The organism is Citrobacter enshiensis, from assembly GCF_029338175.1.
Classification (GTDB): Bacteria; Pseudomonadota; Gammaproteobacteria; order Enterobacterales; family Enterobacteriaceae; genus Citrobacter_D; species Citrobacter_D enshiensis.
Map to the genome: position 1 here is coordinate 3,475,732 of NZ_CP119862.1, position 26,308 is coordinate 3,502,039.

21 protein-coding genes are annotated in these 26,308 nt (G+C 51.8%); 5 read left to right on the forward strand and 16 right to left on the reverse strand.

All coding sequences use genetic code 11. The features are described from left to right. Nucleotides 1–134 precede the first annotated feature (134 nt). The 7 genes from P2W74_RS16700 to P2W74_RS16730 form a co-directional block, all read right to left on the reverse strand. Complete coding sequence (locus P2W74_RS16700) at nucleotides 135–947, reverse strand: EAL domain-containing protein (RefSeq protein ID WP_276292486.1); 813 nt, start codon at nucleotides 945–947, stop codon at nucleotides 135–137. A gap of 180 nt (nucleotides 948–1,127) precedes the next feature. Next, on the reverse strand, nucleotides 1,128–1,715 hold the full coding sequence (locus P2W74_RS16705; RefSeq protein WP_276292487.1) for a helix-turn-helix transcriptional regulator: 588 nt from the start codon (nucleotides 1,713–1,715) through the stop codon (nucleotides 1,128–1,130). 14 nt (nucleotides 1,716–1,729) lie between these two features. Beyond that, entirely contained in the window at nucleotides 1,730–2,425 is a 696-nt protein-coding gene (locus P2W74_RS16710) for a flagellar brake protein (RefSeq protein WP_276295212.1), read from the reverse strand. A 639-nt stretch (nucleotides 2,426–3,064) separates the two neighbouring features. Next, nucleotides 3,065–6,211 (reverse strand): CusA/CzcA family heavy metal efflux RND transporter, encoded by a 3,147-nt coding sequence (locus P2W74_RS16715; protein WP_276292488.1) that lies wholly within the window; start codon nucleotides 6,209–6,211, stop codon nucleotides 3,065–3,067. Nucleotides 6,212–6,222: 11 nt separating this feature from the next. Then, complete coding sequence (locus tag P2W74_RS16720) at nucleotides 6,223–7,500, reverse strand: efflux RND transporter periplasmic adaptor subunit (protein WP_276292489.1); 1,278 nt, start codon at nucleotides 7,498–7,500, stop codon at nucleotides 6,223–6,225. Nucleotides 7,501–7,578: 78 nt separating this feature from the next. Continuing rightward, nucleotides 7,579–7,926 carry a cation efflux system protein CusF gene (gene cusF / locus P2W74_RS16725; RefSeq protein ID WP_276295213.1) on the reverse strand — a complete coding sequence of 116 codons (348 nt, stop codon included), beginning with the start codon at nucleotides 7,924–7,926 and terminating at the stop codon, nucleotides 7,579–7,581. Nucleotides 7,927–7,956: 30 nt separating this feature from the next. Then, nucleotides 7,957–9,339 (reverse strand): efflux transporter outer membrane subunit, encoded by a 1,383-nt coding sequence (locus P2W74_RS16730; protein ID WP_276292490.1) that lies wholly within the window; start codon nucleotides 9,337–9,339, stop codon nucleotides 7,957–7,959. Between the two features lie 194 nt (nucleotides 9,340–9,533). Between P2W74_RS16730 and cusR the strand changes: the two genes are divergently transcribed. Both cusR and P2W74_RS16740 read left to right on the forward strand, forming a co-directional pair. After that, complete coding sequence (gene cusR / locus P2W74_RS16735; protein WP_276292491.1) at nucleotides 9,534–10,217, forward strand: copper response regulator transcription factor CusR; 684 nt, start codon at nucleotides 9,534–9,536, stop codon at nucleotides 10,215–10,217. Next, nucleotides 10,207–11,661, forward strand: a complete 1,455-nt coding sequence (locus P2W74_RS16740) for a Cu(+)/Ag(+) sensor histidine kinase (RefSeq protein WP_276292492.1) — start codon at nucleotides 10,207–10,209, stop codon at nucleotides 11,659–11,661. Before cusR ends, P2W74_RS16740 begins: the two co-directional genes overlap by 11 nt. A gap of 71 nt (nucleotides 11,662–11,732) precedes the next feature. Here the strand turns inward: P2W74_RS16740 and P2W74_RS16745 are convergent, their stop codons facing one another. From P2W74_RS16745 to P2W74_RS16785, 9 genes are all read right to left on the reverse strand, one after another. After that, the gene (locus tag P2W74_RS16745) at nucleotides 11,733–14,177 is read right to left on the reverse strand and encodes an ankyrin repeat domain-containing protein (protein WP_276292493.1); all 2,445 of its coding nucleotides are present in this window, start codon (nucleotides 14,175–14,177) and stop codon (nucleotides 11,733–11,735) included. Nucleotides 14,178–14,244: 67 nt separating this feature from the next. Then, nucleotides 14,245–15,450 (reverse strand): glycosyltransferase family protein, encoded by a 1,206-nt coding sequence (locus tag P2W74_RS16750; protein ID WP_276292494.1) that lies wholly within the window; start codon nucleotides 15,448–15,450, stop codon nucleotides 14,245–14,247. Further along, nucleotides 15,451–16,017 carry a hypothetical protein gene (locus P2W74_RS16755; RefSeq protein WP_276292495.1) on the reverse strand — a complete coding sequence of 189 codons (567 nt, stop codon included), beginning with the start codon at nucleotides 16,015–16,017 and terminating at the stop codon, nucleotides 15,451–15,453. Further along, complete coding sequence (locus tag P2W74_RS16760; protein WP_276292496.1) at nucleotides 16,014–17,138, reverse strand: glycosyltransferase; 1,125 nt, start codon at nucleotides 17,136–17,138, stop codon at nucleotides 16,014–16,016. The genes P2W74_RS16755 and P2W74_RS16760 overlap by 4 nt, the downstream gene beginning before the upstream one ends. Further along, nucleotides 17,129–18,100: an NAD-dependent epimerase/dehydratase family protein gene (locus tag P2W74_RS16765; protein ID WP_276292497.1), complete on the reverse strand. Its 972-nt coding sequence runs from the start codon at nucleotides 18,098–18,100 to the stop codon at nucleotides 17,129–17,131. Before P2W74_RS16765 ends, P2W74_RS16760 begins: the two co-directional genes overlap by 10 nt. Before the next feature lie 64 nt (nucleotides 18,101–18,164). After that, nucleotides 18,165–19,451, reverse strand: coding sequence for a F390 synthetase-related protein (locus P2W74_RS16770; RefSeq protein ID WP_276292498.1), 1,287 nt, complete (start codon nucleotides 19,449–19,451; stop codon nucleotides 18,165–18,167). After that, nucleotides 19,448–20,254, reverse strand: coding sequence for an MBL fold metallo-hydrolase (locus tag P2W74_RS16775; RefSeq protein WP_276292499.1), 807 nt, complete (start codon nucleotides 20,252–20,254; stop codon nucleotides 19,448–19,450). Before P2W74_RS16775 ends, P2W74_RS16770 begins: the two co-directional genes overlap by 4 nt. After that, entirely contained in the window at nucleotides 20,232–21,248 is a 1,017-nt protein-coding gene (locus P2W74_RS16780) for an NAD-dependent epimerase/dehydratase family protein (protein ID WP_276292500.1), read from the reverse strand. Before P2W74_RS16780 ends, P2W74_RS16775 begins: the two co-directional genes overlap by 23 nt. Further along, nucleotides 21,245–22,252 (reverse strand): 3-oxoacyl-[acyl-carrier-protein] synthase III C-terminal domain-containing protein, encoded by a 1,008-nt coding sequence (locus P2W74_RS16785; RefSeq protein ID WP_276292501.1) that lies wholly within the window; start codon nucleotides 22,250–22,252, stop codon nucleotides 21,245–21,247. Before P2W74_RS16785 ends, P2W74_RS16780 begins: the two co-directional genes overlap by 4 nt. 431 nt (nucleotides 22,253–22,683) lie before the next feature. Between P2W74_RS16785 and P2W74_RS16790 the strand changes: the two genes are divergently transcribed. From P2W74_RS16790 to P2W74_RS16800, 3 genes are all read left to right on the forward strand, one after another. After that, complete coding sequence (locus P2W74_RS16790; protein ID WP_276292502.1) at nucleotides 22,684–24,351, forward strand: ATP-binding protein; 1,668 nt, start codon at nucleotides 22,684–22,686, stop codon at nucleotides 24,349–24,351. Continuing rightward, nucleotides 24,329–25,027, forward strand: a complete 699-nt coding sequence (locus tag P2W74_RS16795) for a response regulator (protein ID WP_276292503.1) — start codon at nucleotides 24,329–24,331, stop codon at nucleotides 25,025–25,027. Before P2W74_RS16790 ends, P2W74_RS16795 begins: the two co-directional genes overlap by 23 nt. A 178-nt stretch (nucleotides 25,028–25,205) precedes the next feature. Continuing rightward, nucleotides 25,206–26,294 carry an ABC transporter substrate-binding protein gene (locus tag P2W74_RS16800; protein ID WP_276292504.1) on the forward strand — a complete coding sequence of 363 codons (1,089 nt, stop codon included), beginning with the start codon at nucleotides 25,206–25,208 and terminating at the stop codon, nucleotides 26,292–26,294. Nucleotides 26,295–26,308: the final 14 nt, after the last annotated feature.

Sequence of the window (26,308 nt, forward strand, 5' to 3'; positions counted from 1 at the left end):
GCGTACACGTAGTACGTGAGGATTTGATTCGCTACGCTCACCCTTACGGGCCGCCCAGGGGCGTTCAAAGGTAAACCTTTGTGAGCACTGCCCAGGGCCAAAATGACAAGTAAAATAGCCTAATGGGATAGGCTCTAATAATTGAATTGTGTTAAAAGTGCGGGAATGTTTTCTGCCGGGACAGGATGCGAAATATAATAGCCCTGCGCTTTATCACAGCCAATACGAATTAACCGGTCTAACTGTTCCTTACTTTCAACACCCTCAGCCAGAACGTCAATACCAAAATCATGGGCCAACACGATAATACCTTCCACAATCTTTGCCGATTTTGTATCAGGCTCAATCTCAGCCACAAACGCTTTGTCAATTTTTAAGGTATCGAACGGATATTTCAGCAGATAATCAAGATTGGCATGTCCGGTACCAAAGTCGTCAAGGGACAATTTTACCCCCATGGCTTTAAGCGCAGACATATTCGCTGAGGCGACCAGGCTGTCACGAATCGGTGCGGTTTCGGTGACTTCAATTTCGCAGCGACTGGCGGCAAGTCCTGAGAATGCCAGATTTCGCCTGACACGCTCAGGTAACTGGGGATCGCTGAGTTCCAGCGCGGAAAAATTGATTGAGAGCGAAATATTTTCTGGCCACCGGACCGCGACATCCCAGGGGGGATTCGAAACCATCTCTTCGACTGACGCAATACTGCCGCTTTTTTCCAGCAGCGTAATAAAGATATCAGGAGAAATCATTCCCATGTCAGGACTATTCCAGCGCATTAATGCCTCAAACCCACAAATCTTTTGAGTATGTAAATTCAAAATGGGCTGATAGACCATATAAAGTTGACTGGTATTCAACGCTCCCTGTAGCGCTATGAGTACATCATTGGAATTAAACACCCTCCTCCTCCTTAAAAATACAGCTAAAATGACGACTTCCGCCAAATAAAAATGACGACACGCTCAGCCCCTGTGAATATTATAGACTCTACATTATTCGAGTTGCAGGAAGGAGTAAGCCCAGGAGCATACTAAAGTAAGCCACTGGGGTGAGCGAACGCAACCTCAGCACATGCAACTTGAAGTATGAAGAGTATAATTCAAAATCTTCTGACCCAATATGATTCAGGGTAAAAAAGATAAACAATGATTAAATCTGACGATCAATTTATTCAGATCTGAAGTGTTCGTTAATCCAAGCTTGAGGACAATCTTCATCTTATGAGTTTGAATTGTTTTATAATTCAGGTTGACTAACTCGGATATTTCTTTAGCACTGTAGCCGCCGACCAATAAACTCAGTATTTGTTGTTCCCGGTCGGTAAGTTTTTTTTGTGAGCGGAAGGTGCGGGAATGACCTGGCCCCTGTGACAATGACGCGATTTGATTAAAATCGCGTAATGGTGACTTTTCAGTTAATACGATTGCTTTCTCGACATAGAGTAACTCAACACACAGTTTCGCCACCAGACTGTCGGTGATGATGACAATGTTGTTGTCATAGACCTTGAATCTATTTTTATTTAAAAAATCAACAAAATCAGCACAAGACTGCCCGTTATCAATGATATTGAAGAGCATCGTATGATGCCGATACAATGATGACTGACTGATCATCTCTTCGCGCCTGAAGGTTCTAATCGGTACATCTTTACTTTTCAGGAATTCAGAGACGCCACGCCCTACAAAATTATCATTGCCACACATCAACATCCAGTTCACCTTCCTTATAAACTTCTAATTTTATTGCTCATCAAAAAGTTGATAATGATTTTTTCAACTTCAGACTCCTCACGGTGATTTTTAAAATCAAACTTGCACGAAATTTGATGGCAGGAATACAGTTGATTATCATCATCAAACTCATTGATCTCCACAACATCAATAACACTCATATCGAGCTGCAGGTTGCCGAACTGTTCGAACTCCAGCGATGAACCTTTGATTACCGCATCTTTATACAGAAAGCGCGGATTCACCTCTTCGGCAATAAGCGCACAACCGCCACGCGAAATGTTTTTAATTTTAAATACGTAATTTTCACCGTTTTTGTAGCGCCCAAAGCAGGTAAAACTAAATCCCTTTAGAAACGAGAAACGCTGATGCTGCCTGCGTTGAACAAAAAAAATCATGTCAGGGATAAAATAAACTAATCCACCCGCGTTATCATCTGAGGACTCGCGGTCGAATCGGGCATTGAATTTAATAATTCCGGCTTCACTGTGCAGAATAAAACCTTGAATTTTTTCAGTGACGATATCTTCATGGTGGGAGATGGCGAAGTGTTCGAAGTCGACCTTTTCCAGTTGCGTTACTATGCTATTGTTTTTATAGACTATTTCAAGTTTCGTCTTCTTGAGAAGTTCTTCACGAATGATGGCAATAATTTCAAATCTATCATCCTTCGCCATACCAAAACTCATCATTAAATCCTTATTTTTGTATTTGAGAAACTTCTCATTCTCGTTTGAGATAAACACGAGACAGGCTTCCATCCCTGGTTTCGGATAACCATAATGGATCTCATGTCGATTATTTTGAGCAAAATTAAGTTTTTAGCTATTTTTACTGTTTTATTGATATGTAAAAACATTCATATGTGATGGGGCCTGGCGTACGGTGTGCCTTAAACCCGTAAACTTAACCCAAACTTTATAACAAAATTGAATAAAATGGCTCGTACCATCGCGATTCTGAAATAAAAAAGGGCAGATTGCAATATAAACAGTGTAGCGGGTATCCGTGGTTTCTTTTCGTTCACAAACGTTTTTTTAATGTAGCATTTAGTTTAAATCAAAAAAGGTCAACAAACATAAGTGCAACCTGAAATAGAGAATCAAGCTACCTGAATTAAGGGTAACATTTTAGTTAAGGCGAGTACCGGTCAATCAACACATGCTTTACAGGGGTATTTCGCATATTTTCTGTGCTTTGAAAAATAACCACTTTATACGCGTGGTTTAATGCAGGAACACAGGGAAAAAGACCAGCATTACCTATGCTGGTCTTAAATAGTTTCGTGAGATGATTATATAATTATTGAGAAACAATCATCCTGGACATTACGTTTGCTGATTTCGGTGCCTGCGCAACCACATCAATTTATACGCCGCCGGAATGATAAACAGCGACAGCAGCGGCGCGGTAATCATGCCCCCAATCATTGGCGCAGCAATGCGGCTCATAACTTCTGACCCGGCGCCGGCGCCCCACAAAATGGGCAACAAGCCCGCGATAATGACCGCCACAGTCATGGCCTTCGGTCTGACACGCAGAACCGCACCGTGGTACAGCGCCTCATCCAGTTTCTCGGGCGTGAAGGTCTGCGGGTTTTCCAGCGTAGGTTCGGCTTCAATGGCATGACGAAGGTACATCAGCATCACCACCCCAAACTCCGCCGCGACGCCCGCCAGCGCGATAAACCCGGTTCCGGTCGCCACCGATAAATGGAATCCCATCCAGTACAGGAACCAGATTCCCCCCACCAGCGCGAACGGCACGCTGGTAATGATCAGCAACGCTTCTCCCACTCGACGGAAAGCCAGATACAGCAGCACAAAAATGATCATCAGCGTCGTCGGCACCATCAGTTTCAGCTTGTGGTTCGCCCGCTCAAGGAGCTCAAACTGGCCGGAAAACGCCACGCTGGTGCCGGGCTTCAGCTGCACCTTTTCCGCTATCGCTTTTTTGAGATCGTTAACCACCGACACCATGTCACGATCGCGGGCATCAATGTAGATCCAACTGGCCGGACGGGCATTTTCCGTTTTCAACATCGACGGCCCCGCAACCACCTTCACTTCAGCCACATCCGCCAGCGTAATTTGTTGCTTCATCGGCGTCAGAATCGGTAACTGACGCAGCGTTTCCGGGCTGTCGCGATAACTTTGCGGATAACGCAGATTTATCGGGTATCGCGCGATCCCTTCCACCGTTTCACCGACCATTGCGCCGCCCACCGCCGAGGTGATGAACAGCTGCACATCGCCGACCGTCATGCCATAACGCGCGGCTTTTTCACGCTGAATATCAATATTGATATAGCGCCCGCCTTCCAGCCGTTCCGCCAGCGCAGAGGCAACCCCGGGCACGGTTCGCGCCACCTCTTCAATTTGCTCTGCGGTAGCATCGATATCGGCCAGCACCGTGCCGGACACTTTTATCCCGATAGGACTTTTTATCCCCGTAGACAACATATCAATTCGGTTACGGATTGGTGGCACCCACAAGTTGGCCAGCCCCGGCAAGCGCACCGTTTTATCCAGTTCCTCGATGATTTTGTCCATCGTCATTCCCGGACGCCACTGGTCTTGCGGTTTGAGCTGAATGGTCGTTTCCACCATCTCCAGCGGCGCCGAATCCGTTGCCGTTTCTGCTTTCCCTGTTTTGCCAAACACCCGCGCCACTTCCGGTACGGTCATGATCAGTTTGTCGGTTTTTTGCAGCATATCAGCCGCCTGCGCCGCCGAGATCCCCGGCAACGTAGAAGGCATATACAGCAGATCGCCCTCGTTAATTTGCGGCAAAAACTCCCCGCCGATATTTTTGAGCGGCCACAGCACGGTCAGGATAGAGAACACCGCCACTAATAGTGTGGTCTTTGGCCAGTGTAATACCTTCAACAATAACGGATGGTAAACGCGAATCAAAAAGCGGTTGAGCGGATTGCTGTTTTCTGCGGGGATCTTCCCGCGGATCCAAAAGCCCATCAGAACCGGCGTCACCACAATCGCCAAAAATGCCGCCCCCGCCATCGCCCAGGTTTTGGTGAACGCCAGCGGTCCGAACAACCGCCCTTCCTGTCCTTCGAGGGTAAAAATGGGGATAAAAGAGAGTGTGATAATCAGCAGACTGATAAACAACGCCGGTCCCACTTCCACCGCCGCATGGGTGATCACGTTCCAGCGGGTGTCGTTATCCAGTTTTTCGCCAGGGTGCAGGTGCCCCCACTCTTCCAGGCGTTTGTGGGCGTTCTCAATCATTACAATGGCGGCATCTACCATCGCCCCGACCGCAATGGCGATGCCCCCTAGCGACATAATGTTGGCGTTGATCCCCTGAAAATGCATCACGATGAAGGCGATACACAGTCCCAGCGGCAACGAAATAATCGCCACCAGCGCCGACCGGATGTGCCACAAAAAGAGCGCACAGACCAGCGCCACGACAATAAACTCTTCCAGCAATTTATAGCTGAGATTGTTAATCGCCCGGTCAATCAACTGACTACGATCGTAGGTTGTCACCACCTCGACGCCTGCGGGTAAACTGCTTTTCAGCGTCGCCAGTTTCTCTTTTACCGCCGAAATCACCTCCCGCGCATTTTTGCCGGAACGCAGGATAACCACCCCGCCCGCGACTTCGCCTTCGCCATTCAGCTCAGCAATACCCCGGCGCATTTCCGGACCGATTTGCACACGTGCGACATCCCGCAAATAGACCGGGACACCGTTTTCAGCGGATTTCAATACGATGTTGTTGAAGTCATCAAGGGTTTGCAGATAACCGCTGGCGCGGACCATGTACTCCGCTTCAGACAGTTCAACAGACGAGCCTCCCGCTTCCTGATTCGAGGAATCCAGCGCCGATTTCACCTCTGACAGGCTGATACCGTACTGGGTGAGTTTCATCGGATCGATAACGACCTGATACTCTTTCACCACGCCCCCCACCGAGGCGACTTCCGCCACGTTAGGGATCGTTTTCAACTCATACTTCAAAAACCAGTCCTGCAAGGAGCGCAGTTCCGCCAGATCGTGTTTGCCGCTACGGTCCACCAGCGCATATTCAAAGATCCAGCCGACGCCCGTGGCGTCCGGCCCCATCTCGGCGCTAACGCCCTGGGGTAATTTCCCCTGCACCTGGTTGAGGTACTCCAGTACGCGCGAACGCGCCCAGTACGGGTCGGTACCGTCTTCAAAAATCACGTACACATAGGAGTCGCCAAACTGCGAGAAACCGCGCACGGTTTTCGCACCGGGCACGGACAGCATGGTGGTCGTCAGCGGGTAGGTCACCTGGTTTTCAACAATTTGCGGTGCCTGACCGGGATAGCTTGTTTTGATGATAACCTGCACATCCGAGAGATCGGGCAGTGCGTCAACCGGGGTATTGATGATGGTCCAGGTTCCCCAGACGCTGAGGAACAACGCCCCCATCATCACCAGGAAACGATTTGCCACTGACCGGCGAATAATCCATTCAATCATTTACGATTCCCTCAGTGTGAATGGGTCGCCGGAGCGGAGGTGTCTGCTAGCGTGTGCGCCCGCATGCGATCCAGGGCGCCGGAAATATTCGCCTCGGAGTCGATCAGGAACAGGCCGCTGGAAACGACCTTTTCACCTTCGGTCAGCCCGGAACGAATGGCCGTCATCCCTTGCGATTCGTGAAATACCCAGACGCGTTTCGGCACAAAACGTCCGTCGCTATCGACGGTGATCACCCGCTGCTCTTTGCCGGTATCAATCAGCGCTTTTGACGGGATCAGCAGCATCGGCTCGCTTTCGGTATTCAGTTTCAGATAGGCATTCATACCCGGTTTCAGCGCTTCATCGGGGTTATCCACCAGCAAGCGCAGTTGAAGCGTTCGGGTGGTGGCGTCGAGGCTTGGCAGGATGCTCCACTTGCGAATGGTGAACGATTTATTCGGCCAGGCCGGAATGGTTAGCGCAAACTGGGAGGCATCTTTTATCAGCCAGGCGACAGATTCCGGAACGGCGGCGGCGACCCACACCGGATCCATCCCCTGAATTTTCGCCACCACGTTATCTTTGGCAATGTTCATGCCGGTGCGTAAATCAAAGGCGGTAATCACCCCATCAATCGGCGCTTTGAGCGTAAATCGCGTCTGAATTTTACGGGTCGCTGTTAAACGGCGGATATCCTCTTCCGGCATACCCGCCAGTCGTAGCCGCTCCAGAATCCCCTCCACCTGGGTTGCCGTGCCGCCCGTCTCCCGCAGGAGCAAGTATTCACTTTGCGCTTCCACCCAGTCGGGGATCGTCAACTCTATCAGCGGCGTGCCTTTCTTGATTTTGTCGCCGACCGTCAGCGGGTAAACCTTGTCAATAAATCCGGCAGAACGCGCCTGCACAATCACAAACTGGTATTCGTTAAAACTGACATTCGCCGGAAACGTCTGCGCATAATTCAACGGTCCACGGCGTACGGTTTCGGTTTTCAGTCCCAAATTCTGGGTCTGGACAGGATCGATGCGCACGCCCGGCGTTGAGACATCACCCGCCTCTTCATCGGCATATTTCGCGACCAGGTCCATATCCATAAACGGAGATTTCCCCGGTTTATCAAAACGGGTATTTGGGTACATCGGGTCATACCAGAACAGAACTTTCCGCGCCTCTTTTTCCGGCGCAGGTGTCATATCAGCAGTTCCGTGCGTTGAAGAATAATATGCATATCCCCCGACAGAAATAATGCCGCCGACAAGCATGCTGGCAAAAATAAGCGCGAGATTATTGAGTTTAAAAGACGCCATAGTGTTTTCCATTTCTTATCTACGCTTACCCGCGTTCTACTGAACGCAGGCAAGAATATCGGTGGCGAGCCATACCTATTACTGACTGACGTTAATATCCAGCAGCTGCGACAAATTTCCCTGTTGCACAAAATTAAACGCCACTTTGTCACCGACCTTAATATCACCGAGCTGCGTTTGCGGCGTCAGCGTAAAGCGCATCGTCATTGCCGGCCAGTTCACGGAAGGAATGGGATCGTGGTTAATCGTGATTTTTTTATTTTCCATATCGATGGCTTTCACGATACCCGTCGCGCTGATTGCTTGCGTCTGCTCAGCAGCAGGGGTCGCGTTCATCATCCCTTCATGTTGATGTTCATTGGCCTGCGCATTCGCTGCGACGAGCGTAAAAAGAGTAAAAACAGCGGCTTTAATCGTTGTGGTCATCATATTGTCTCCTGAGTTTGTATCCTGGTTTTATTCCGCCCAACCGCCGCCCAGTGCAGTGAACAACCTAATTTCATTCACCTGCCGGGCATAATTGAGATCAAGTAAGGTTTGCTGCGTGGTAAACAGCGAACGTTCTGCATCCAGCACGTTGATGTAACTCACCGCGCCGTTCTGATAGAGCACTCTGGCGCGTTGCAGCGTAATATTCAGGGAATCCAGATAGCGTTGTTGCGCGGTAATTTGATCCGCCAGGCTTTGGCGTAATGCCAGTGCATCCGCCACCTCTTTAAAGGCGTTCTGGATCTTTTGTTCGTAATTCACCACCGACTGCTGCTGGCGAATTTCGGCTAAATCGAGATTGGCCTGGTTACGACCGGCATTAAAAATCGGCAGCTCCACTTTAGGGATAAAATTCCACATCCCATTACCGGGATTAAATAAACTGGAAAGATCGCTGCTACTACCTGAAAGCGAACCGGTCAGCGTAATGGAGGGGAAAAATGCCGCACGCGCCGCGCCAATATTGGCATTGGCCGCCATTAATGCGTGTTCAGCTTCCATAATATCCGGACGCTGTAATAAGATTTGCGAAGAGAGCGAAGGCGGTAATTTGACGCCGTTAATATCTCCGGCGTTACCCACGTTCTCATTCGGTAACGTTGTGTAGCTCCCCAACAGCAGTTGTAAGGCATGCGTGGCCTGCGCCAGCTCTCCCTGCCGTTTTGCGATGTCAGCCCGCGTACTTTCAATCACGCCCCGCGCCTGCTCCAGCGCCAGCACGTTGGTGCTGCCGGTCAGCAGTTGTTTTTCGACAAACGCGTAGGAGCGTTGATAGTTTTGTAATGTTTCCCGCGCGACCTGCAGTTGCGCATAGGCCAGGCGCTGGTTGAAATAACTTTGCGAGACGTTGGAGATTAATAAAATATGCACCGCGCGACGGGCTTCTTCACTGGCGAAAAAGTTCTGTCGGTCAGCTTCGCTCATATTCTTCAAGCGGCCAAAGAAGTCCAGATCGAAACTCAAATTCAACCCGGCTTCATATTCGCGGGTCGTACGGGAGTCCCCTTCGACTTTACGACTCCAGCTACCGCTCGAGTCTGCGTCGAGCTGCGGATATCGGTCGGCATCCGTCACCTGATATTGCGCTCGCGCTTCCTGCACCTTCAGCGTTGCCATGCGCAAATCGCGGTTGTTGCGCAGCGCCTCGCCAATCAGCACTTTCACCTGCTGGTCAACGAAAAAAGTCCGCCAGCCGGTTTCCTGATACCCCGTTGTCGCGGGGACCATCGCATTTTGCGAGAGGGAAAATTGTTGCGGCACGGGGGATTCCGGGCGCTGATAATCCGGCGCCAGTGAACATCCTGTCAGAACAAATAAAGCACTGAGGGTAAGACGCTTAAATGTGTACATAATCCTTTTCGCCCGCCGTGGACCCGTAACCCTAATGTGAATGTGAACTGATGCCCCGTACCTTACCGAAATGACTCTGGCTAACCCGTGACAGCAAAATGACAAAACTGTCATTTTCCCAATAACCGATTGCTATCCGATCCGGCTTCTCTAGAATTGAGAGCCCGCACAGTCAATGCGTGAAGGAATAAGTGATGAAGATTTTGATAGTCGAAGATGAAAACAAGACCGGCGAATATCTGACTAAAGGTCTGACAGAAGCCGGATTTGTGGTGGATTTGACCGATAACGGGCTGAACGGATATCACCTCGCGATGACCAGCAATTACGATCTGCTCATCCTCGACATCATGCTGCCAGACGTGAACGGCTGGGATATCGTGCGTATGCTGCGCGCCGCCAACAAAGGGATGCCAATCCTCCTGCTCACGGCGCTGGGCACCATTGAGCATCGGGTTAAAGGTCTGGAACTGGGCGCAGATGATTATCTGGTGAAACCGTTCGCCTTCGCCGAATTGCTGGCCCGCGTCAGAACCCTGTTGCGCCGGGGCGCGACGGTGATAGTGGAGAGTCAATTTCAGGTGGCTGACTTAACCGTGGATCTGGTCAGCAGAAAAGTTACCCGCAACGGAACGCGGATCACCTTGACCAGTAAAGAGTTCACATTGCTGGAGTTTTTCCTGCGCCATCAAGGGGAAGTGTTACCGCGTTCGCTGATTGCCTCCCAGGTATGGGACATGAATTTTGACAGCGACACCAACGCCATCGACGTGGCGGTTAAACGCCTGCGCGCCAAAATAGACAACGAATTTGAGCCGAAACTGATCCAGACCGTTCGCGGCGTTGGCTATATGCTTGAGGTGCCGGATGGCCACTAAGCGGTTTCGCCGCCCTTTCTCGCTGGCGACACGACTGACGTTTTTTATCAGCCTGGCGACCATCGCCGCCTTTTTCGCCTTTGCCTGGGTCATGATCCACTCGGTAAAAGTCCACTTTGCCGAGCAGGATATTAATGACTTAAAAGAGATAAGCCAGACGCTGGAGCGAATTCTCAACCAAGGCGAAGAGCCGGAATCCCGCCGTCTGGAAAACCTGCGAAATGTGGTTTCAGGCTACTCAAATGTGATGATTTCTCTCGAAGATGCTAATAAAAAGGCCATTTTTCATTCACCAGGTGCGCCTGACCTGCGCGAGTTTATCGGTCGTGCAACGCCGGATAAAAATGCCGGTAACGGCGACGTCTTTTTGCTTTCCGGCCCAACCCTGAACATGCAGGGGCACAATCAGGGACACGGCGCTCACTCTACCTGGCGGATGATCCGTCTGCCGGTGGGGCAATTACCTGACGGCAAACCCGCCTGGACGCTGTATATGGCGTTATCGATAGATTTTCATCTGCACTATATTAACGACCTGAAAAACAAGCTGATTATGACAGCCTCATTGGTCAGCATACTGATTATTTTTATCGTCCTGCTTGCCGTGTATAAAGGCCACGAACCGATCCGCAGCGTGAGCCGGCGCATTCAAAACATGACTTCAAAAGATCTTGATGTCCGCTTAGATCCGCAGGCCGTGCCGATCGAGTTGGAACGTCTGGTTATCTCGTTTAATCACATGATTGAGCGTATTGAGGATGTTTTTACTCGCCAGTCCAACTTCTCCGCCGACATCGCCCATGAAATCCGAACCCCGATCACCAATCTGGTGACGCAAACCGAGATTGCGCTCAGCCAACCCCGCAGCCAGAAAGAGCTGGAGGATGTGCTGTATTCCAATCTCGAAGAGTTTGGCCGTATGTCGAAGATGGTGAGCGATATGCTGTTCCTCGCACAGGCAGACAACAATCAGCTCATTCCGGAGAAAAAGGCGCTGAACCTGGCGGATGAAGTGGGCAAAGTCTTCGACTTTTTCGAAGCCTGGGCTGAAGAGCGCGAGGTGAGTTTACGCTTTGAAGGCCGCGCGTGCTGGGTGTCTGGCGACCCCATTATGTTGCGCCGGGCGTTAAGTAATTTACTCTCCAATGCGATGCGTTACACCCCGAAGGGAGAATCCGTCACCGTGCGGCTTTTTGAGGCGCAGAATCAGGTGCAGATTATCGTTGAGAACCCTGGCACCCCTATTGCACCGGAACATTTACCGCGTCTGTTTGACCGGTTTTACCGCGTCGATCCCTCCCGTCAACGTAAAGGCGAAGGCAGCGGCATTGGACTGGCGATTGTGAAATCAATTGTCATCGCCCATCAGGGAACCGTCGCCGTCACCTCTGATTTACGCGCCACCCGTTTTATTCTGACGCTGCCAAAACATGCTGCGTTTTAATATCGCGTTGTTCTTGATGTCGCAAAGTCCAGAGCCATCCCACTCAGATGGCTCTGACCGTAAGCGAAACCTTACCAGAAGCGTTTTCTGAGGGCGGTTTCAATCTCAATATCCACCCGATAGAACTGCAAAATGACCCAAACCGCATCGACCAATGCTTCGGTCAGTGCCGGATAATCATCCTCAATGAGAGTGTTGATCTGCCCGACGGTTTCATCGATATATTCCTGAACGCCTTCTTCAAATTCCTCTTTGGTGGCCTGATTGCGAAAAAAGCTGAAGTTATCCAGTTTTTCAATTAACAGGTCTACCTGTTCTTCAATACCGTTTAATTGAGTAGCCGTAATATCGGGATCGCTGGCTACCGGTTTAAAGAAACTTTTCACTTTGGCTTTCAGTTCGATAATCGTCGGAATTTGGCTTCTCTGCGAGGCCGCACTGCAGGCCTCTGGGCTGGCTTTTATTACCCGCGGTTGTGGTTCCATTGCCTCAATGGCGGGTTTATCTTCGCCTGCAGGCAAGACGGGTTGCTCTGGTTCGCTTTCTGCTTTGGTGGGAATGGGCGCAGTTTCCCCATTGATCTGCTGCTGTAGACGGCGGTGGAAATAGCTCTCTGGCTCAGAGATGGCGAGCGCGTGTTCAAGCTGCGCCTGGCTATACGGCACCATCTGGAGAAGTGCCTCAAATATCTCTTTATAATTCAACCGGATTACTACCACGAGCGGACTGTTGCCATGGCAATCCTCCACCGTTAAATTAGCACCATACTGCTGTAATAGCTTCAGGATCCGCACAGCCGTGGATTCAAAACGAGGAAACTCATTTGAGCCACCGCCGGTGATGGCACACAGGGCAGGCGTGGTGCCCTCACCATTAAGCGCATTAGGGTTAGCCCCCTGCTCTAACAGAACGTCGACGCAGGATTGGGCACCGTAGTAGCAGGCGCACATCAACGGCGTAAATTGTTCATCGACTGAAAACTCTTCAAGTTTCGCGCCATGTTGTAACAGAAGCTGAACGGTCTGACGGCGTATAGGTCCGGTTATTTCAGCTAACGAGTAGGTCGAAATGGCTTTATGTAAGATAGGGGAGTTATCGTGACCACAATGAGTATGAATATCGCCCCCCTGGTGAATCAACCATTCAAGCAGCTGAGTACGACAAGAAATAGCGGCGGCTGAGACGAAATTAGTGTCGTAAATATTGGTGAGGCTTAAATCAAGTCCCAATGGCAGCAAATACTCCATCACCTTAATGATCGTTTCCTGGTCTTCTTTCCATGAACCGCGCTGAGTGATGGTCAGTAAGGTCGGTTCTTCTACGGAGCCAAATTTCTTATTGATATCCAGACCATACTGCAAAAAGAGATCGAGAAATTGGGGTAAGAACGTTCTTTTTTCTACCATTGGGTAAATGAGTAATCGTAAATTTGACCAGCTCAACATCTCATACGGTTTACCGTTGTTGACGAACTCACTATTTGGGTCAGCGCCATATTTGAGTAACAGTTCAAGGGCCTGATAGATGTAATCGCGCTTATTGGGATCGGTAAAATGAGGATTATTCAGATACTGGCTAATCAACGGTGCCTGATAAGCGTCTGGTGGCGTCATCTTATAGATGCGATTGATATCGACAGTGACTTTAAGCAGTTTTTCGATAATTCGCAGATCAAACTCTGATGTCAGCGCCGTGTAGACCAAACTTTTGGCGCGAGAGTCTGCTTTCAGTTCTGGATAATTGTCGAGCAAATATTCACAATAGTCCGCAGCTTTTTCATAAACACACAATTCCAGCAGATTGGCGTCATCCCAAAAGCTGCTATCATTGGCCATAATGTAGCGCTCTTTTTTATAATCCGGATAGCGTTTCACCAACGGTACAAATGCCTCAAGACCCCAAAATTGGTTTGATCGAATAATATCCTCAATCAGCGTGGTCTCTTCAATATTCAGCGTGATATCTTTATTTATGATATGTAAAAACAGCTCTTTGCTTTGTTCTGAATATAATATTTCCAATGGGTGGTTTAGCTCCCCATTGGTCCAAAAACTTACCGGTTTATTGATATCCAGGTGAGACTCAAGCAGAAGATCTATCATGTCTTTACGTTGACTTTCCTGATAGACATACTGTGGATCAGGATGAAAAAGGTAGTTGAGCCAACAATTATTAAATTTATTCTGATAATAAAGATCTGCGCCAGCATTGAGATAAAGTGTCACTAGCTGTGTATTATTGAACTCGATAGCCGAATGAAACGCGCTGAAACCATTACACTCAATGTGTGCCCCTTTATCGAGCAGGTATTGCACCAGAGAGACATCTGACTCTGGGTTACGCGTCAGGGGAACCAGCACGTTACACGGAGAAATTTCGGGGTCAATAAAATTAATATCACCACCATTCGCCAGGTACTTATCGATTTTCTGTATTTTTTTAGCTGTCGATAGTTTGCTGTCTAAGCAAATTTGCCGTAGCGTGAGTTTATTATCATTAAAAATCCAGTTTAGCATAGAATTCCTTATAACCTGTTAATAATAAAGAGTTTTCATACATTCAGGTAAATCGTAACTTTGCTTATTATCGCGGGTCTGAAACATCCGCATAAACCAGCGCCATTAATAACGGTCCCGCCGTTTCCAGTCCTTTTAATCCGTCCTTAATCCAGACTCCTTTCCCGCTCCAGTCTAACCGTGCTGCATGATCAAACTGGTCATAATCCACCGGATACACCAGCGCCGGAATATTCTTCTCCAGGCAATGCCACATAATCCCGGCGCCGCCGTGGTGAATGACCGCATCATAGCGCGTCAGCCAGTTGTCATAATTCACCCAGGACAGGCGGTAAACATTGTCCTGTTGCTGCTGTCCCGCGACGGTCTGATGCCCATCGGTGAAATGGAATACCCAGTCAGGCAGGGTGCTCGCCAGCGCAATAACCGCGTTCATCACTGCATCTTTATGCCAGTCCAGGTGTGTACCGAGTGTCACCAGCACGTGGCGTTTATTGGCTTCGAATGGCGGTGCGGCACACTGCGTTGGCGGCGTGTAGAGTGCCGGGCCGATAAAGCTGACAGCCGCAGGCCAGCTGCGCGGGAATTCGAATGTTTCTTCGCTGAGCGCCAGAATGCGCAGCGGCGAGTAAGCGCTTTCGCTGCCATCCTGCCGATACAGGCTCTCGATCCCTGTCTGGCGAATAACGTCGCGAAACAGCCAGAATACGGCGTGTTTAAACAGTCGCACTTTTTTTCGTTGCAAGGTGTGCCACAAACGCTGATACCCGTTCTGCGCAGGCATTAACCCGCCGCAGTACGCAGGCGCGCCATCGGGAGTGTCAAGCACGCAGGGTGACGGCAAACTGCTCCACCACAGGACGTCACGCCGGCGACAAACTTCACCGACAACAGGCAGTGTAAAATCAGCGATTGCCAGATCGGGCACACCTTCACGCAGCCACAGTTGTTCCAGTTCATCGCCGAAATTCTTCAATAACCCCACAACCTGGCGAAACTGCCGATACAACCGCAGCGGATGGGAGCCTACCGCATATTTCGGATTCACGACCGACAACAGCGGCGTATCGTAATCGCCAGGCAGCGACAGCCCCATCAGCCCCGCCGCCGCGACAGAAGACGCAACACCGCGGGTGCTGATAATGCGTACCTGATAACGTTCGGACAGCACGCGTCCCATCGCCAGCACGGGATGTAAATGGCCGGAAAACGGCGGTGCCAGCAAATCAATGCGGGTTACACCTGCGGGGATCAGATCGAATAAACGCTGCATCTACGCTCCCTGTCTGCCTGGTTCATCAATAAACTGGCGACACAGCGCCGCCAGTTGCGGCTGTTCAAGATAATTCATATGACCGCAGGCAATGCGTCTGTCCGCGTGTCGAAACCAGCAGCGCGAAATCCAGTCCTGCTCTCCTTGTACCAGCAAATGACGGCAGTCCGGTCGGCGACGCGCAACCGGACCAAAGGCAAAAACACTGATACGCGCCAGCCATTCAGGCGGTAAGCGCAACTGATTAAGCAACTCCAGTCCACAACTGCCACAGAGCAGTACCGTATGGTTTGCTGACGCCAGCATCTCCAGCGCCTGCGCCTGGTAACGCAAGGCAAAGCCTGACTGCCGCGCACCAAGATATTCCCGTGCATTATTGACGCTGGCGCGCAGCAGGCCAGTTGCCAGCCACGGCACGGGTTGAGCACTCCACGGAAAATTCACCGCAACCGGCTGATGATGGCCGACAACCCGCTGCAAAAACGCCGCCTGCGAAGGACTGAGCGACGCGTTATCCGGACGACTACGGCCGGTAATAAAAGCAATCTGTAAATCAGGTTTTGTCATAGCGACGTAAAACAATCGTTGCTGAAAATACGGTAGCGACGCGAACGCCAGTAAATGGTGCGATTAACCAGCGCATGCAGCAGATGGAAAGGCTGGAGTAATTCGGACAACAATGACAGCAACGGATGCGCAGGAATTTCCGGTGCTACGGCGCGCTGGACACCACGTAGCGCCAGATGGCGTATCACAACGATTCCCACCAGAAGAGCGCCGTGTGTCGCGCTGCCGAACGCCATAACCAGCAGCGTCCAAAGTAGCAGCGGGTGCAGTCCCTGCAGCAGAAAAATCGACAGATTGACTGCCGCGCTTTTTTCACGCATCAGCAGCGTGGCAAACAGGAACCAGCGATGCATCTGGCGGAAATAGCGTGTACCGTCGGCCACGCTGGTCTGCACACGCACCGCCGCAGTCGACTGCACAATGCGTACACCATGATGCGTTAACAGCGTCGCCATCGCCAGATCGTCCGTCAGGTGATGCAGCACTGGCGCAAAACCACCAGCGCGCTCCAGCGTTTCACCGCGGATGGCATAACACATCCCATTCAGCGTCAGCGGCGGTGCGAACGTTAACAGCGGCAAATAGGTCAGCGCAGCATTATCGTTAACAAACTGCGCCAGCAAACGAGAAGGCAGGTTGTCCGCCGCACGATACCAGGGAAGCGCGGTCACCAGAGTATTATCCGTCAGTTCACTCAACATGTGGCGCAATGACGCCGCGCTCAATACAGCATCATCGTCCAGCACCAGAATAACGTCGCGGGCCACCTGCGCCCTCACCTGCTCCAGCTTAAACAGCTTGGGATTAACGCCTTCCGGCGCCTGAGGAAAAGAGAAAACCACAATATGCTGCTGTGGATAGCGCTGTTGCAAACGCTGCGTCACCTGCGCGGCTTCTGCATCGTCATCATCGATAAGCCAGAAAAATGCCGCGCCGCGCAACTGCTCAACGGTTGACGCCAGGACGCTTTCCAGCGCCGGATCGCCGCTGAGGATCGGTTGCATCACCGTCACCGCCTCCAGTTCGCCATGACAACCACGATCTGCTGTACGTAATATCCTGAGCGCAAAAAAGAGCTTAAAGAGCAGGATAAGCAGCCAGAGGAGAGCAATCAGCAGCATGCGTTCACCGTCCGATAATGTTGTAAAAAATCCTGCACACTTTGCGAAAGGGTGCCGTCTGGCGCGCCAAAGTCTTCGCGCATTGCAGTGATATCCAGCGTAGCGGCATAACTAAACACCCCGATGCCAAAACGGGTGATCGGCGGTTCGCCCCCCAGAGGAAGCCAGCGCCATAGCCACTCCAGCGCCCCCGCAACGCGCAACGCGGTGCCAGGACGCACTGTTTTTACCGGTAACGGCAGACCCAGTTGTCGCAGCACATCATCCAAAAATGCGGCCGTCTCAACGGGTTGTCCCGCCGAAATGTTATAGCAGCTTCTCAACTGTGGGTGGCGAGCCGCCCGCAGCAGATAATCACACAGCATCCCAACCGGCATAATATCGGCCTGCGCTGGCGTGACATCGTTTCGCAGCCTGACAAGCTGCCCTTTTCTGGCCGCGCTCAGCAATGGCGGGAACAGTAATCGATCGCCCGCACCGAACACCGCGCAGGGGCGAAAAATTGTTTTCTCACCACGGTAGGCCTTTACTAACGCTTCAGCCTGATACTTACTGCGGCCATACTCACTGGTAAACTGCGGCCCGATTTCCGCGTTTTCACGCACGTTGAATTGATGGGCAAAGCGCGAATAGACCGCTGAACTCGACAGCAGTATCAAGCGGGGAAAATTGCGTTGGTTGCAAAAGTCGATCACCTGCCGGGTCGTTTCAACATTATCGCGTTCATAGTCCTGTGGCGATCCCCAGGGCGAGGTTCTGCCTGCGGCGTGGATGACCACATCCGGCGTAACGTTGAGTTCTGCAAGCTTCTCCAGCGGCAGCGCGTGATAACGCACGGTGGGCGGGAAATCGTTTACCGCTCGCCGTCCAACACCACAGAGTTCAAGATCGGCACGGTCAGCAAAGCGGCGCAGAAACGTGCTGCCAATAAACCCCGATGCGCCGGTCAGCAATATCTTCACCCTCACCCTCCTGGCGTGCGCAATCGCGCTTCACGACAACCGGGCAAACACCGTGTGGTCAGTCTCATTCCCTTCTCCACTGGCAAATAATTCGTCGACGCTTACTGTCAAATTGCGTCGGGGGTGTTTGCGATATTAACGACCAGCTCAGACGTGACGTGTCGATGCCCTGACGGACAAACAGTTGTTCCAGCGCACGACGGCACTGTTCCAGGCGCGGCAAGTCGCAATCGGCCATCAACCGGAGATGACCGGCCGTGGTTTGCACCAGCCGATAATCCGCCGTCAACGGTAACACCTGCGCCAGCACACGGCTGCATGGGTCGGCAAACACTGTATGCACACAATCGTCGTCACCCGGCAGTAAGAGTTGGTCATCCTGACGCCCTTCAATCCGTTCAAGAGTCCGCGTCACGCTGCCGCACGCGCACGGCGTATCGCTGACAACCAACACATCATCCAGTCGGTAACGGACAATCGGCTGCGTGGTGCGGGTAAAATCGGTAATAATCGGTACAAAACGCCGCTCATCAAGCCATTCAGGCTCGATATACATAAACTCTTCATTCAGATGCAGCGTGCCACAACGACAGGTTGTTGCCAGAAAGCCTTCAGTGGCCTGATAGATTTCCCCTACATCGCCAAACACCTGCTGCAACAACTCACGATCTTGCGCCTCCAGCACCTCCGCCACGGAAATGACCTTTTTGACGTTCAGCGACAACTCCCCCGTCATCACCGCCAGCGCCAGTGCACGCAACACCTGGGCGGGCGCGACAAGCAACGTCGGTGACTGCTGCTCAAGCTGTGACCACTGCTGGCGAAACGGCGCAAACAGATCGTAGAACATCAGGCTTAACCAACGGTTGTTGACGCTATGATAGAGATGGTTGTCTGCACGCAGAAATAGCGCGACGCGCTCTCCGGCAAACAGGCCGTCTGGCAGCACTTTCGCCAGCATGCCCGCCGCCCAAATTTGTTGCTCCTGCGGGCTGACGACAAACAACCCACGCCTGCCGGAACTGCCTGACGATAACCCGACGCTGAATCGGCCTACCTTCGGCGTAAAATCGCGGCTTCGCTCGCTGCTCAACGCACAGTCCATCAGCGCCTGCTGGTGCAAACCGGCCGTGTTCATCTCGTCAAAGTGGGTCATCATTAGCGCTTTATCCATCAGCGGCCATTGCTCAAACGGCAGCGAGAGCCAGCGCCGGAACCACGGACTGTTTTTCAGCACCCGACGCCGAAATGCGCGCAGTTTTTTTTCCTGCCACGCCTCCAGCTGTTCGCGTCGGGTAAAGCGTAGCTGGCGAAAACGAAAATATCGCCACAGCGTCATCAGCGGGATCACAGATCCCCCTCGTGACACAGACGAATGGTTACAGCGCCTGCACGCCACAACTGGTTCAGTTTCTCGAGGGTGCGCCCGTAAACGGCAGAATCGGCCAGCACCAGATTGGCCAGTCGCGACGGGCCGCGCAGTTCCTGATAGTTAGCGGGCGCCCATGCGGCATCTCCGGCCAGCAATGTCCAGCCCTCATCCGTCAACACAAACGCGCCGATGTGGCCCACCGCATGTCCGGGGAGATCGACCAGGATGATTTGCCCATCGCTATCGGGCAGCAAGTAACCCCGTTCAAACGGCGCCAACGCCGCAGGGAGCGTCAGGGTGTTGAAGCTTTCGATAAAGCGTAATGACGTTTCAAAGTCAGAGGGGATCAGCCCCGGAATAAACGCTTCGCGTAACGCCGCCAGACCCCGTAACGGGCGTACATGGTGCCATCCCTCACCGGAACAGACACAGGCAACGTCAGGGAAATCACGCAGCCCGGCAATATGATCGGCATGAAAGTGCGAAAGAATAATGCCGTCGATATCGTTGCCTGCCAGCCCGAGTGCATCCAGTTGATTGACTAACGACAGTTTCTCGTCGAAATAGACCGGGGTAAGGTGGCGGTATACACGAAAAATACCGGTGCGAGTGTAGCGATCAAACCAGGACGAATAGCCCGTATCCCACAACCAGCGGCGATCGCCGACTTCCAGCAGCCAGACTCGTGCAGGAAATTTACACACCCGGAATCCGGCACCTTTCACCGCCATACAACCGATGTGTGTACAGTAACCTATTTCAAACTCGCTGATTTTTGCCATGTGTCCTCAGCCACTCACCGGTCAGGGCTACCCCTTCTTCCATTGAAAATCGGGGCCGGTATCCCAGCTCATTAATTGCGTTTTCCGCGCTCAGCGTCATATCAAAACTAAGGGTTCCCGCACTGTAGCGGGTGACCGGCGGTTCCCTGTCGAGACATTTCCCGACCAGTTCCATGCCACGCGCCACCAGCGACAGCAACGGCCAGGGCACGGTTTTGATCTGATAATTCAGCTGCAGTTGCTGATGCAGTAGCGCTTCCAGCATCGCGTTCAGCCGCTGCGGCTGATGATTCGTCACGTTATACACACCGCCGGAACGCAGCATCGGTTTGCACGTCGCCAGTTCCATGGCATACACCACGTTTTGAACAAAGGTTAAATCCAGCAACGTCGCACCGCCGCGCGGCAAACGCAACACCCCGCCATCACGCTGCAGTTGCTGCAATAAGCGCGGAATGATGACGTTATCGTGCGGCCCAAACAGACCACGCGGGCGCAGCCGTACAAAGGTGGTAGCAGGGAAACGCGTTACGGCGGCGCTAATCTCCTGCTCCGCCTGAAACTTGCTGCGGGCATAATGGCTGGAAAAAGATCGCGCGCGGTAGCTTTCCGCCAAATCGTAATGATGCTGAAAATCAAAGTAGACTGCGGGGGTCGAAATATGGATAAAACGCGGTGTCTGAGCGTGCCCGGCGGCCTGGGCCAACATGCGCGAGGCGTGAACGTTCGCCAAGAAAAATTCGGACAATTTTCCCCACGGCGACGATTTGGCAGCACAGTGCCACACCGCGTCGCAGCCCGCCATCAGCCGGATGCAGTCATTCTGATGCGCCTGCGTCAGATCCAGCGGAGTAAAATGCGCACCCGCTTGTGCCAGCTGTTTCCCCACCTCCCGGTTACGTCCTGTCGCCACGACATGATGACCGTTTTCCAGCAAATATTGTGCCGCATTGCGCCCAAGGCCGCTGGTTGCGCCGGTCACCAGAATTTTCATGGCAACAGAACCATACCGGCCAGCGTCAGACCGGCTGCAGTGCCAATCAGCATCACGGGATTACCCGGCGTAAACCGGCCGCTGTTAACGGCTTCATGCAGCGCCGTTGGGATTGAGGCGGCAACCTGATTGCCATAGTAACGATAAATATCCACCAGCGCTGTAGCGGGCACATGCAGGCGTTTGCGCATATGTTCGAGAGAAAGGTGGCTCGCCTGGTGGGGCACCACAGTAGTGATATCAGCCAGTGTCAGGCCGCTTTTTTGCAGCAGCCGGGCGAAATAGTCCTCAATCAGCGAGGAGGCATAACGAAACAACGGCTTGCCCTGCATTTGAAAGAGAAAATCGCTTTCAGTCATACCGACGCGCGGATTACACCGGGTGCCACCCGCACGGATTTCGCAAAACTCGCTGCCGTCGGGATACATTTCAATCAGGCTGGCGACAATACCGCTGCGCCCGTTGCCGCGTTCGACAATCGCGCATGCCGCGCCATCGCCGAAAATGAGTGAAGATTCTTCGTGATTCCAGTCGATACCACGCGAGGCCAGATCCGCAGAGACGATCGCTACCCGTCGGTAAGCACCGCTGTTCAGCAATCCGGCGGCCACTTCCAGCGCCGAAATAAAGCTGACGCAGCTGCTATTAATATCAAATCCCGCCACACCGGGCGGCATACCCGCCGCTTTCAGAATATGGATAGCACTACACGGCAGCGCCTGCACGGCCACCGCAGAGGCGCAAATCAACAGATCAATAGAGGAAGGTGCAAGGCTACCTGCTTTTAGCGCCTGATGTAGCGCCTCTGCCGCCAGCCCCGCCTGGCTGTCGTGATGATCGGCGTGATAACGGTAGACAATGCCACAACGTTTTTCCACATAACCCGCCGCTTTGCCAAGTCGGCTATCCAGCTCGGCAGAGGTGACGCGCGTCGACGGTAAGGCAATCCCTGTCGCAACAATTTTACACATTGTGACCGGCGAGTCTGAGTGTGTTTTTTCCATTAAACCAACTGTCGCCTTATTTTGTTCAATAAGTAAAAAAATCAATCCCGTCAGTCAGTTATTCTCGCCGGGGCAGAATAAGCACTATACCGCCAGAAGGCTTAAAAGCAACTATGAAACATGATGATTATTGTGCGTAAATATTCTTTATTTCCTGTTAATAATTCGTCAACTACAAATTATCCTGGGCTGACTTTCATCGCTAATCGTGCCCTGCTGGCAATACCGTATTTACCGGGATATCCATTCTTCTCTTATTTATTTAGCAAGTCATAGATGTGGACAATAGAAAATAGCACCATTGCGCATCACCCTGTAATGGCTCAGAGAGTCTAGCCAGCTCACAACTCTGCTTTTGCCTGATTACGCCGCGCATTGCGGCATGGTAGGCTCCGCGAATGTCTCTTTTTTGTATTCCTGCCGCAGGTCGTATGAAACGCAGACTCCCTTTTCAGGTGAAGCTTTTTTTGTCTCTGGTGGCCTTTTCCTGCCTGTTATTAATTCTGCTGGGCGCGATCCTGTTTCATTTTATTGACCGGCAACTGCACCACGATCTCGGGCAGCGAGCACGCGTTCAGGCCAGCGAGATTGCGTTAATGCCGGGGCTTGCGGAAAAAATCGCCGCCCGGGATATCGCCGGCATTGCCCGCTTAATTCAGCCGCTGCGCGCGCAAAGCGACGCCAGTTATATTGTCATTGGCGATGTCAACGAACAGCATCTCTACCATTCAGAGTCCCCGGAGCGTCTTAATTTACCCATGATCGGTGGGGATAATGCGGAAGTTTTACAGGGGAAAACCATTATTTCGGTGCGCAAAGGTGGGATCGGCGTTTCATTGCGCAGTAAATCCCCGGTCTTCGATGCCGATCATCAGGTTATCGGTATCGTCTCGGTAGGCTATCTTACGTCGTATATTGCCAATATTAATGCCCGCATTCTCTGGCAGGCGGGATTATATGGCATCGCCCTTTTGCTTCTGTTGTTTCTCTTTTCCTGGATGTTTACCCGCAATCTCAAAAAACAGATGTTCCGGCTCGAGCCCAAAGATATCGCCCTGTTGGTCCGCCAACAAAAAGCATTGCTTGAAGCAATGTATGAAGGCGTATTTGCGGTTAACGGCGAACGGCAGCTGATATTAATCAACCGTGCCGCCAGGGAATTACTGGATATTCATCAGTCGGAAAAAGATCTCATCGGTAAACCGCTGGAGAACGTATTACAGACCTCTCCGGACTTTTTTTCTCAGCCTCCGGCCTCAAAAAGCAGCGACCGCCACGACCACATTGCCGTGCTGAATCAGCGCCAGGTGATCGTCAATCGCGTCGCCATTGAACTGGAACCCGGCATTGAAAGCGGCTGGGTATTTAGTTTCCGCGATAAAAACGACATTAACACCCTCAGCAGTCAGTTAAGCCAGGTAAAACGCTACGCCGACAACTTGCGCATCATGCGCCATGAACAGCTGAACTGGACCGCGACGCTGGTAGGCCTGTTGCAGATGCAGCATTATGACGAAGCCATTCGCTATATTCAGGCGCAGTCAGAAGGTGCGCAGAAAGTGCTGGATTTCGTCTCGGCCCATTTTGCTTCTCCGGCGCTGTGCGGACTGCTGTTGGGAAAATACGTCAGCGCGCGGGAGAAAGGCATCGAACTCCAGTTTGACCCTGCCTGCCAGTTAACCCGCCCTCCGGCCATGCTCAGTGAAACAGAATTGATGTCTGTCATTGGCAACCTGCTGGACAATGCCGTCGATGCTACGCTAAAAGCCGCCAATTCCGCCGCGCCCGTGGAACTGTATATTTCGGACAGAAATCAGGAACTGCTGATCGAAGTCGCCGACCAGGGCTGCGGCGTGGATGATGCGGCAAAACCCCATCTCTTCACGCAGGGGTTCAGCAGTAAACCCGAAAACGGTGATGACATCATAGGATCAGAACACGGTATCGGCCTGTATCTGGCGGCAGGCTATATTAGTAAGGCGGGCGGCAGCATCGAAATCACTAACAACATACCGCAAGGCACTATTTTTTCGGTGTTTATTCCCTACACTCACTCCAGTTCGACAGGGCTAAAACATGACAAACTCCCGGGCGCTTGATGTCGTCATTGTTGAGGACGAACCCCATCTCGCCGAACTTCATCGCGAGTATATCGAACAGCATTTTCATTTACGCGTTGTGGGGATCGCCACCACTCTCGAAGAGGCCCGCACGTTGATTAGCCGACATCGGCCGCGTCTGGTCCTGCTGGATAACTATTTGCCGGATGGTCAGGGCGTCGAACTCATCGACAGCCCATTGCTGAAGAGTTTTGAGTGCTCAGTGATTTTCATTACCGCGGCAAGCGACATGCAAACCTGCAGTCATGCGATGCGTAGCGGCGCGTTTGATTACCTCATTAAACCGGTGTTCTTCCAGCGTCTGCGCGCATCACTGGAACGTTTTATGCTGCTGGTTAACGCCATGCGTCAGGTGAAGGTGGTTGATCAACATGCCCTGGATCGGTTGTTCAATCTGCCTACCGGCGATGTTCCGCCCACACCGTCCACCAAAGGGATTGAATCCAATACGCTGGAGCGCATTCAGCGCTTTTTTACCGACAACCCGGAAAACAACTGGTCGGTGGAAGAGGTGGTGGAAAACGTGGGGATCAGCAAAACCACCGGTCGTCGCTACCTGGAATATTGCGTGGAAGTGGGGTTTATCCGCGTCGAAATGCTGTATGGCAACATCGGCCATCCGAGGCGGCTGTATCGCAAAGCAGCAGCCGAGTAATCGGCAACAAAACACCTCGGTTTCCTGATCCTTCTTCGCGGTTTTAATGGTGTTAATTGTCTAAACAATGCCCATAATCACACTTCAGAAACGGAACCCTTGCCCCCCTATTGTCTGACTGACGACATACGCTATGTTGACCATTAGTTCCTCAAATGTAACTAAAAGGTTAATTATAATGTCGAGCACATTCCGCATCTCTCTGATCGCTACTGCTGTGCTGATCTCTACTTCTGCAATGTCTGCATTACCGCAAGGCTACCCGGCTGACTATCAAAACGTCGTCGATGCTGCGACCAAAGAAGGTAAATTAGTAGTCTACTCCACCACCGATACCAAATCCGCCGACCCGCTGATTAAGGGTTTCGAAGCCACTTATCCCGGCATTAAAGTTGAATACAACGATATGAACAGTACCGAACTGTACAACCGTTTTATCAGCGAACAGGCTTCCGGTAGCAGTAGCGGTGACGTGGTCTGGAGCTCATCGATGGATACCGCATTGAAGCTCGCCGCCGATTACGCGCAGGAATACACCTCCCCCGAGCAAAGCCAGTTGCCGAAATGGTCTGTCTGGAATAATAAAGCGTATGGCACCACCTATGAGCCGGTGGTTTTCATCTATAACAAACGCCTGATCCCGGCAAATGAAGTTCCCGACTCCCACGCTGCGCTGGCGAAACTTGTCGCCAGTCAGACAGACAAATTCAAAAGCAAAGTGACCACCTACGATGTTGAGAAATCCGGTGTTGGCTTCATGCTCTCTGTTCAGGATTCCAAAGCCGATCCGAACTACTTCAAAACGCTGGCAGAGGTCGCGAAAGGTGGCTTAGCGGTGCAATCTTCAACCGGTACCATGATGGAAAGGGTCTCCTCGGGCGAAAACCTGATTGGTTACAATATCCTGGGTTCCTACTCTGAAGCGCGTGCTAAAACGGATCCCTCGTTAGGTATCTCTTATCCAAAGGATTACACCCTGGTCCTGTCACGTGTTTCCTTTATCAGTCAGCAGGCGCAAAACAGCAATGCCGCCAAACTGTGGCTGGACTATGTGTTGTCTGAAAAAGGGCAAAGTATTCTGGCGAATCAGGCTGATATCCCGTCAATTCGTAACGATATCGAAGGGGATAATGACATCAACGGGATGACTCAAATGCTCGGCCAGGCCCTGAAACCGATCCCGGTGGATGAAAGCCTGCTGGAATACCTGCAGCCGAAAAAACGTCTGGAATACATCAAATTGTGGCGCGAAGCCGCCGCTAAATAAGACCAACCTTCACA

Excerpts from the sequence above, each read along its gene's own strand:
- P2W74_RS16705 (WP_276292487.1), bottom strand. The coding sequence starts at position 1,715 with ATGTTGATGTGTGGCAATGATAATTTTGTAGGGCGTGGCGTCTCTGAA.
- P2W74_RS16710 (WP_276295212.1), bottom strand. The coding sequence starts at position 2,425 with ATGAGTTTTGGTATGGCGAAGGATGATAGATTTGAAATTATTGCCATC.
- P2W74_RS16715 (WP_276292488.1), bottom strand. The coding sequence starts at position 6,211 with ATGATTGAATGGATTATTCGCCGGTCAGTGGCAAATCGTTTCCTGGTG.
- P2W74_RS16720 (WP_276292489.1), bottom strand. The coding sequence starts at position 7,500 with ATGGCGTCTTTTAAACTCAATAATCTCGCGCTTATTTTTGCCAGCATG.
- cusF (WP_276295213.1), bottom strand. The coding sequence starts at position 7,926 with ATGACCACAACGATTAAAGCCGCTGTTTTTACTCTTTTTACGCTCGTC.
- P2W74_RS16730 (WP_276292490.1), bottom strand. The coding sequence starts at position 9,339 with ATGTACACATTTAAGCGTCTTACCCTCAGTGCTTTATTTGTTCTGACA.
- cusR (WP_276292491.1), top strand. The coding sequence starts at position 9,534 with ATGAAGATTTTGATAGTCGAAGATGAAAACAAGACCGGCGAATATCTG.
- P2W74_RS16740 (WP_276292492.1), top strand. The coding sequence starts at position 10,207 with ATGGCCACTAAGCGGTTTCGCCGCCCTTTCTCGCTGGCGACACGACTG.
- P2W74_RS16745 (WP_276292493.1), bottom strand. The coding sequence starts at position 14,177 with ATGCTAAACTGGATTTTTAATGATAATAAACTCACGCTACGGCAAATT.
- P2W74_RS16750 (WP_276292494.1), bottom strand. The coding sequence starts at position 15,450 with ATGCAGCGTTTATTCGATCTGATCCCCGCAGGTGTAACCCGCATTGAT.
- P2W74_RS16755 (WP_276292495.1), bottom strand. The coding sequence starts at position 16,017 with ATGACAAAACCTGATTTACAGATTGCTTTTATTACCGGCCGTAGTCGT.
- P2W74_RS16760 (WP_276292496.1), bottom strand. The coding sequence starts at position 17,138 with ATGCTGCTGATTGCTCTCCTCTGGCTGCTTATCCTGCTCTTTAAGCTC.
- P2W74_RS16775 (WP_276292499.1), bottom strand. The coding sequence starts at position 20,254 with ATGGCAAAAATCAGCGAGTTTGAAATAGGTTACTGTACACACATCGGT.
- P2W74_RS16780 (WP_276292500.1), bottom strand. The coding sequence starts at position 21,248 with ATGAAAATTCTGGTGACCGGCGCAACCAGCGGCCTTGGGCGCAATGCG.
- P2W74_RS16785 (WP_276292501.1), bottom strand. The coding sequence starts at position 22,252 with ATGGAAAAAACACACTCAGACTCGCCGGTCACAATGTGTAAAATTGTT.
- P2W74_RS16790 (WP_276292502.1), top strand. The coding sequence starts at position 22,684 with ATGAAACGCAGACTCCCTTTTCAGGTGAAGCTTTTTTTGTCTCTGGTG.
- P2W74_RS16795 (WP_276292503.1), top strand. The coding sequence starts at position 24,329 with ATGACAAACTCCCGGGCGCTTGATGTCGTCATTGTTGAGGACGAACCC.
- P2W74_RS16800 (WP_276292504.1), top strand. The coding sequence starts at position 25,206 with ATGTCGAGCACATTCCGCATCTCTCTGATCGCTACTGCTGTGCTGATC.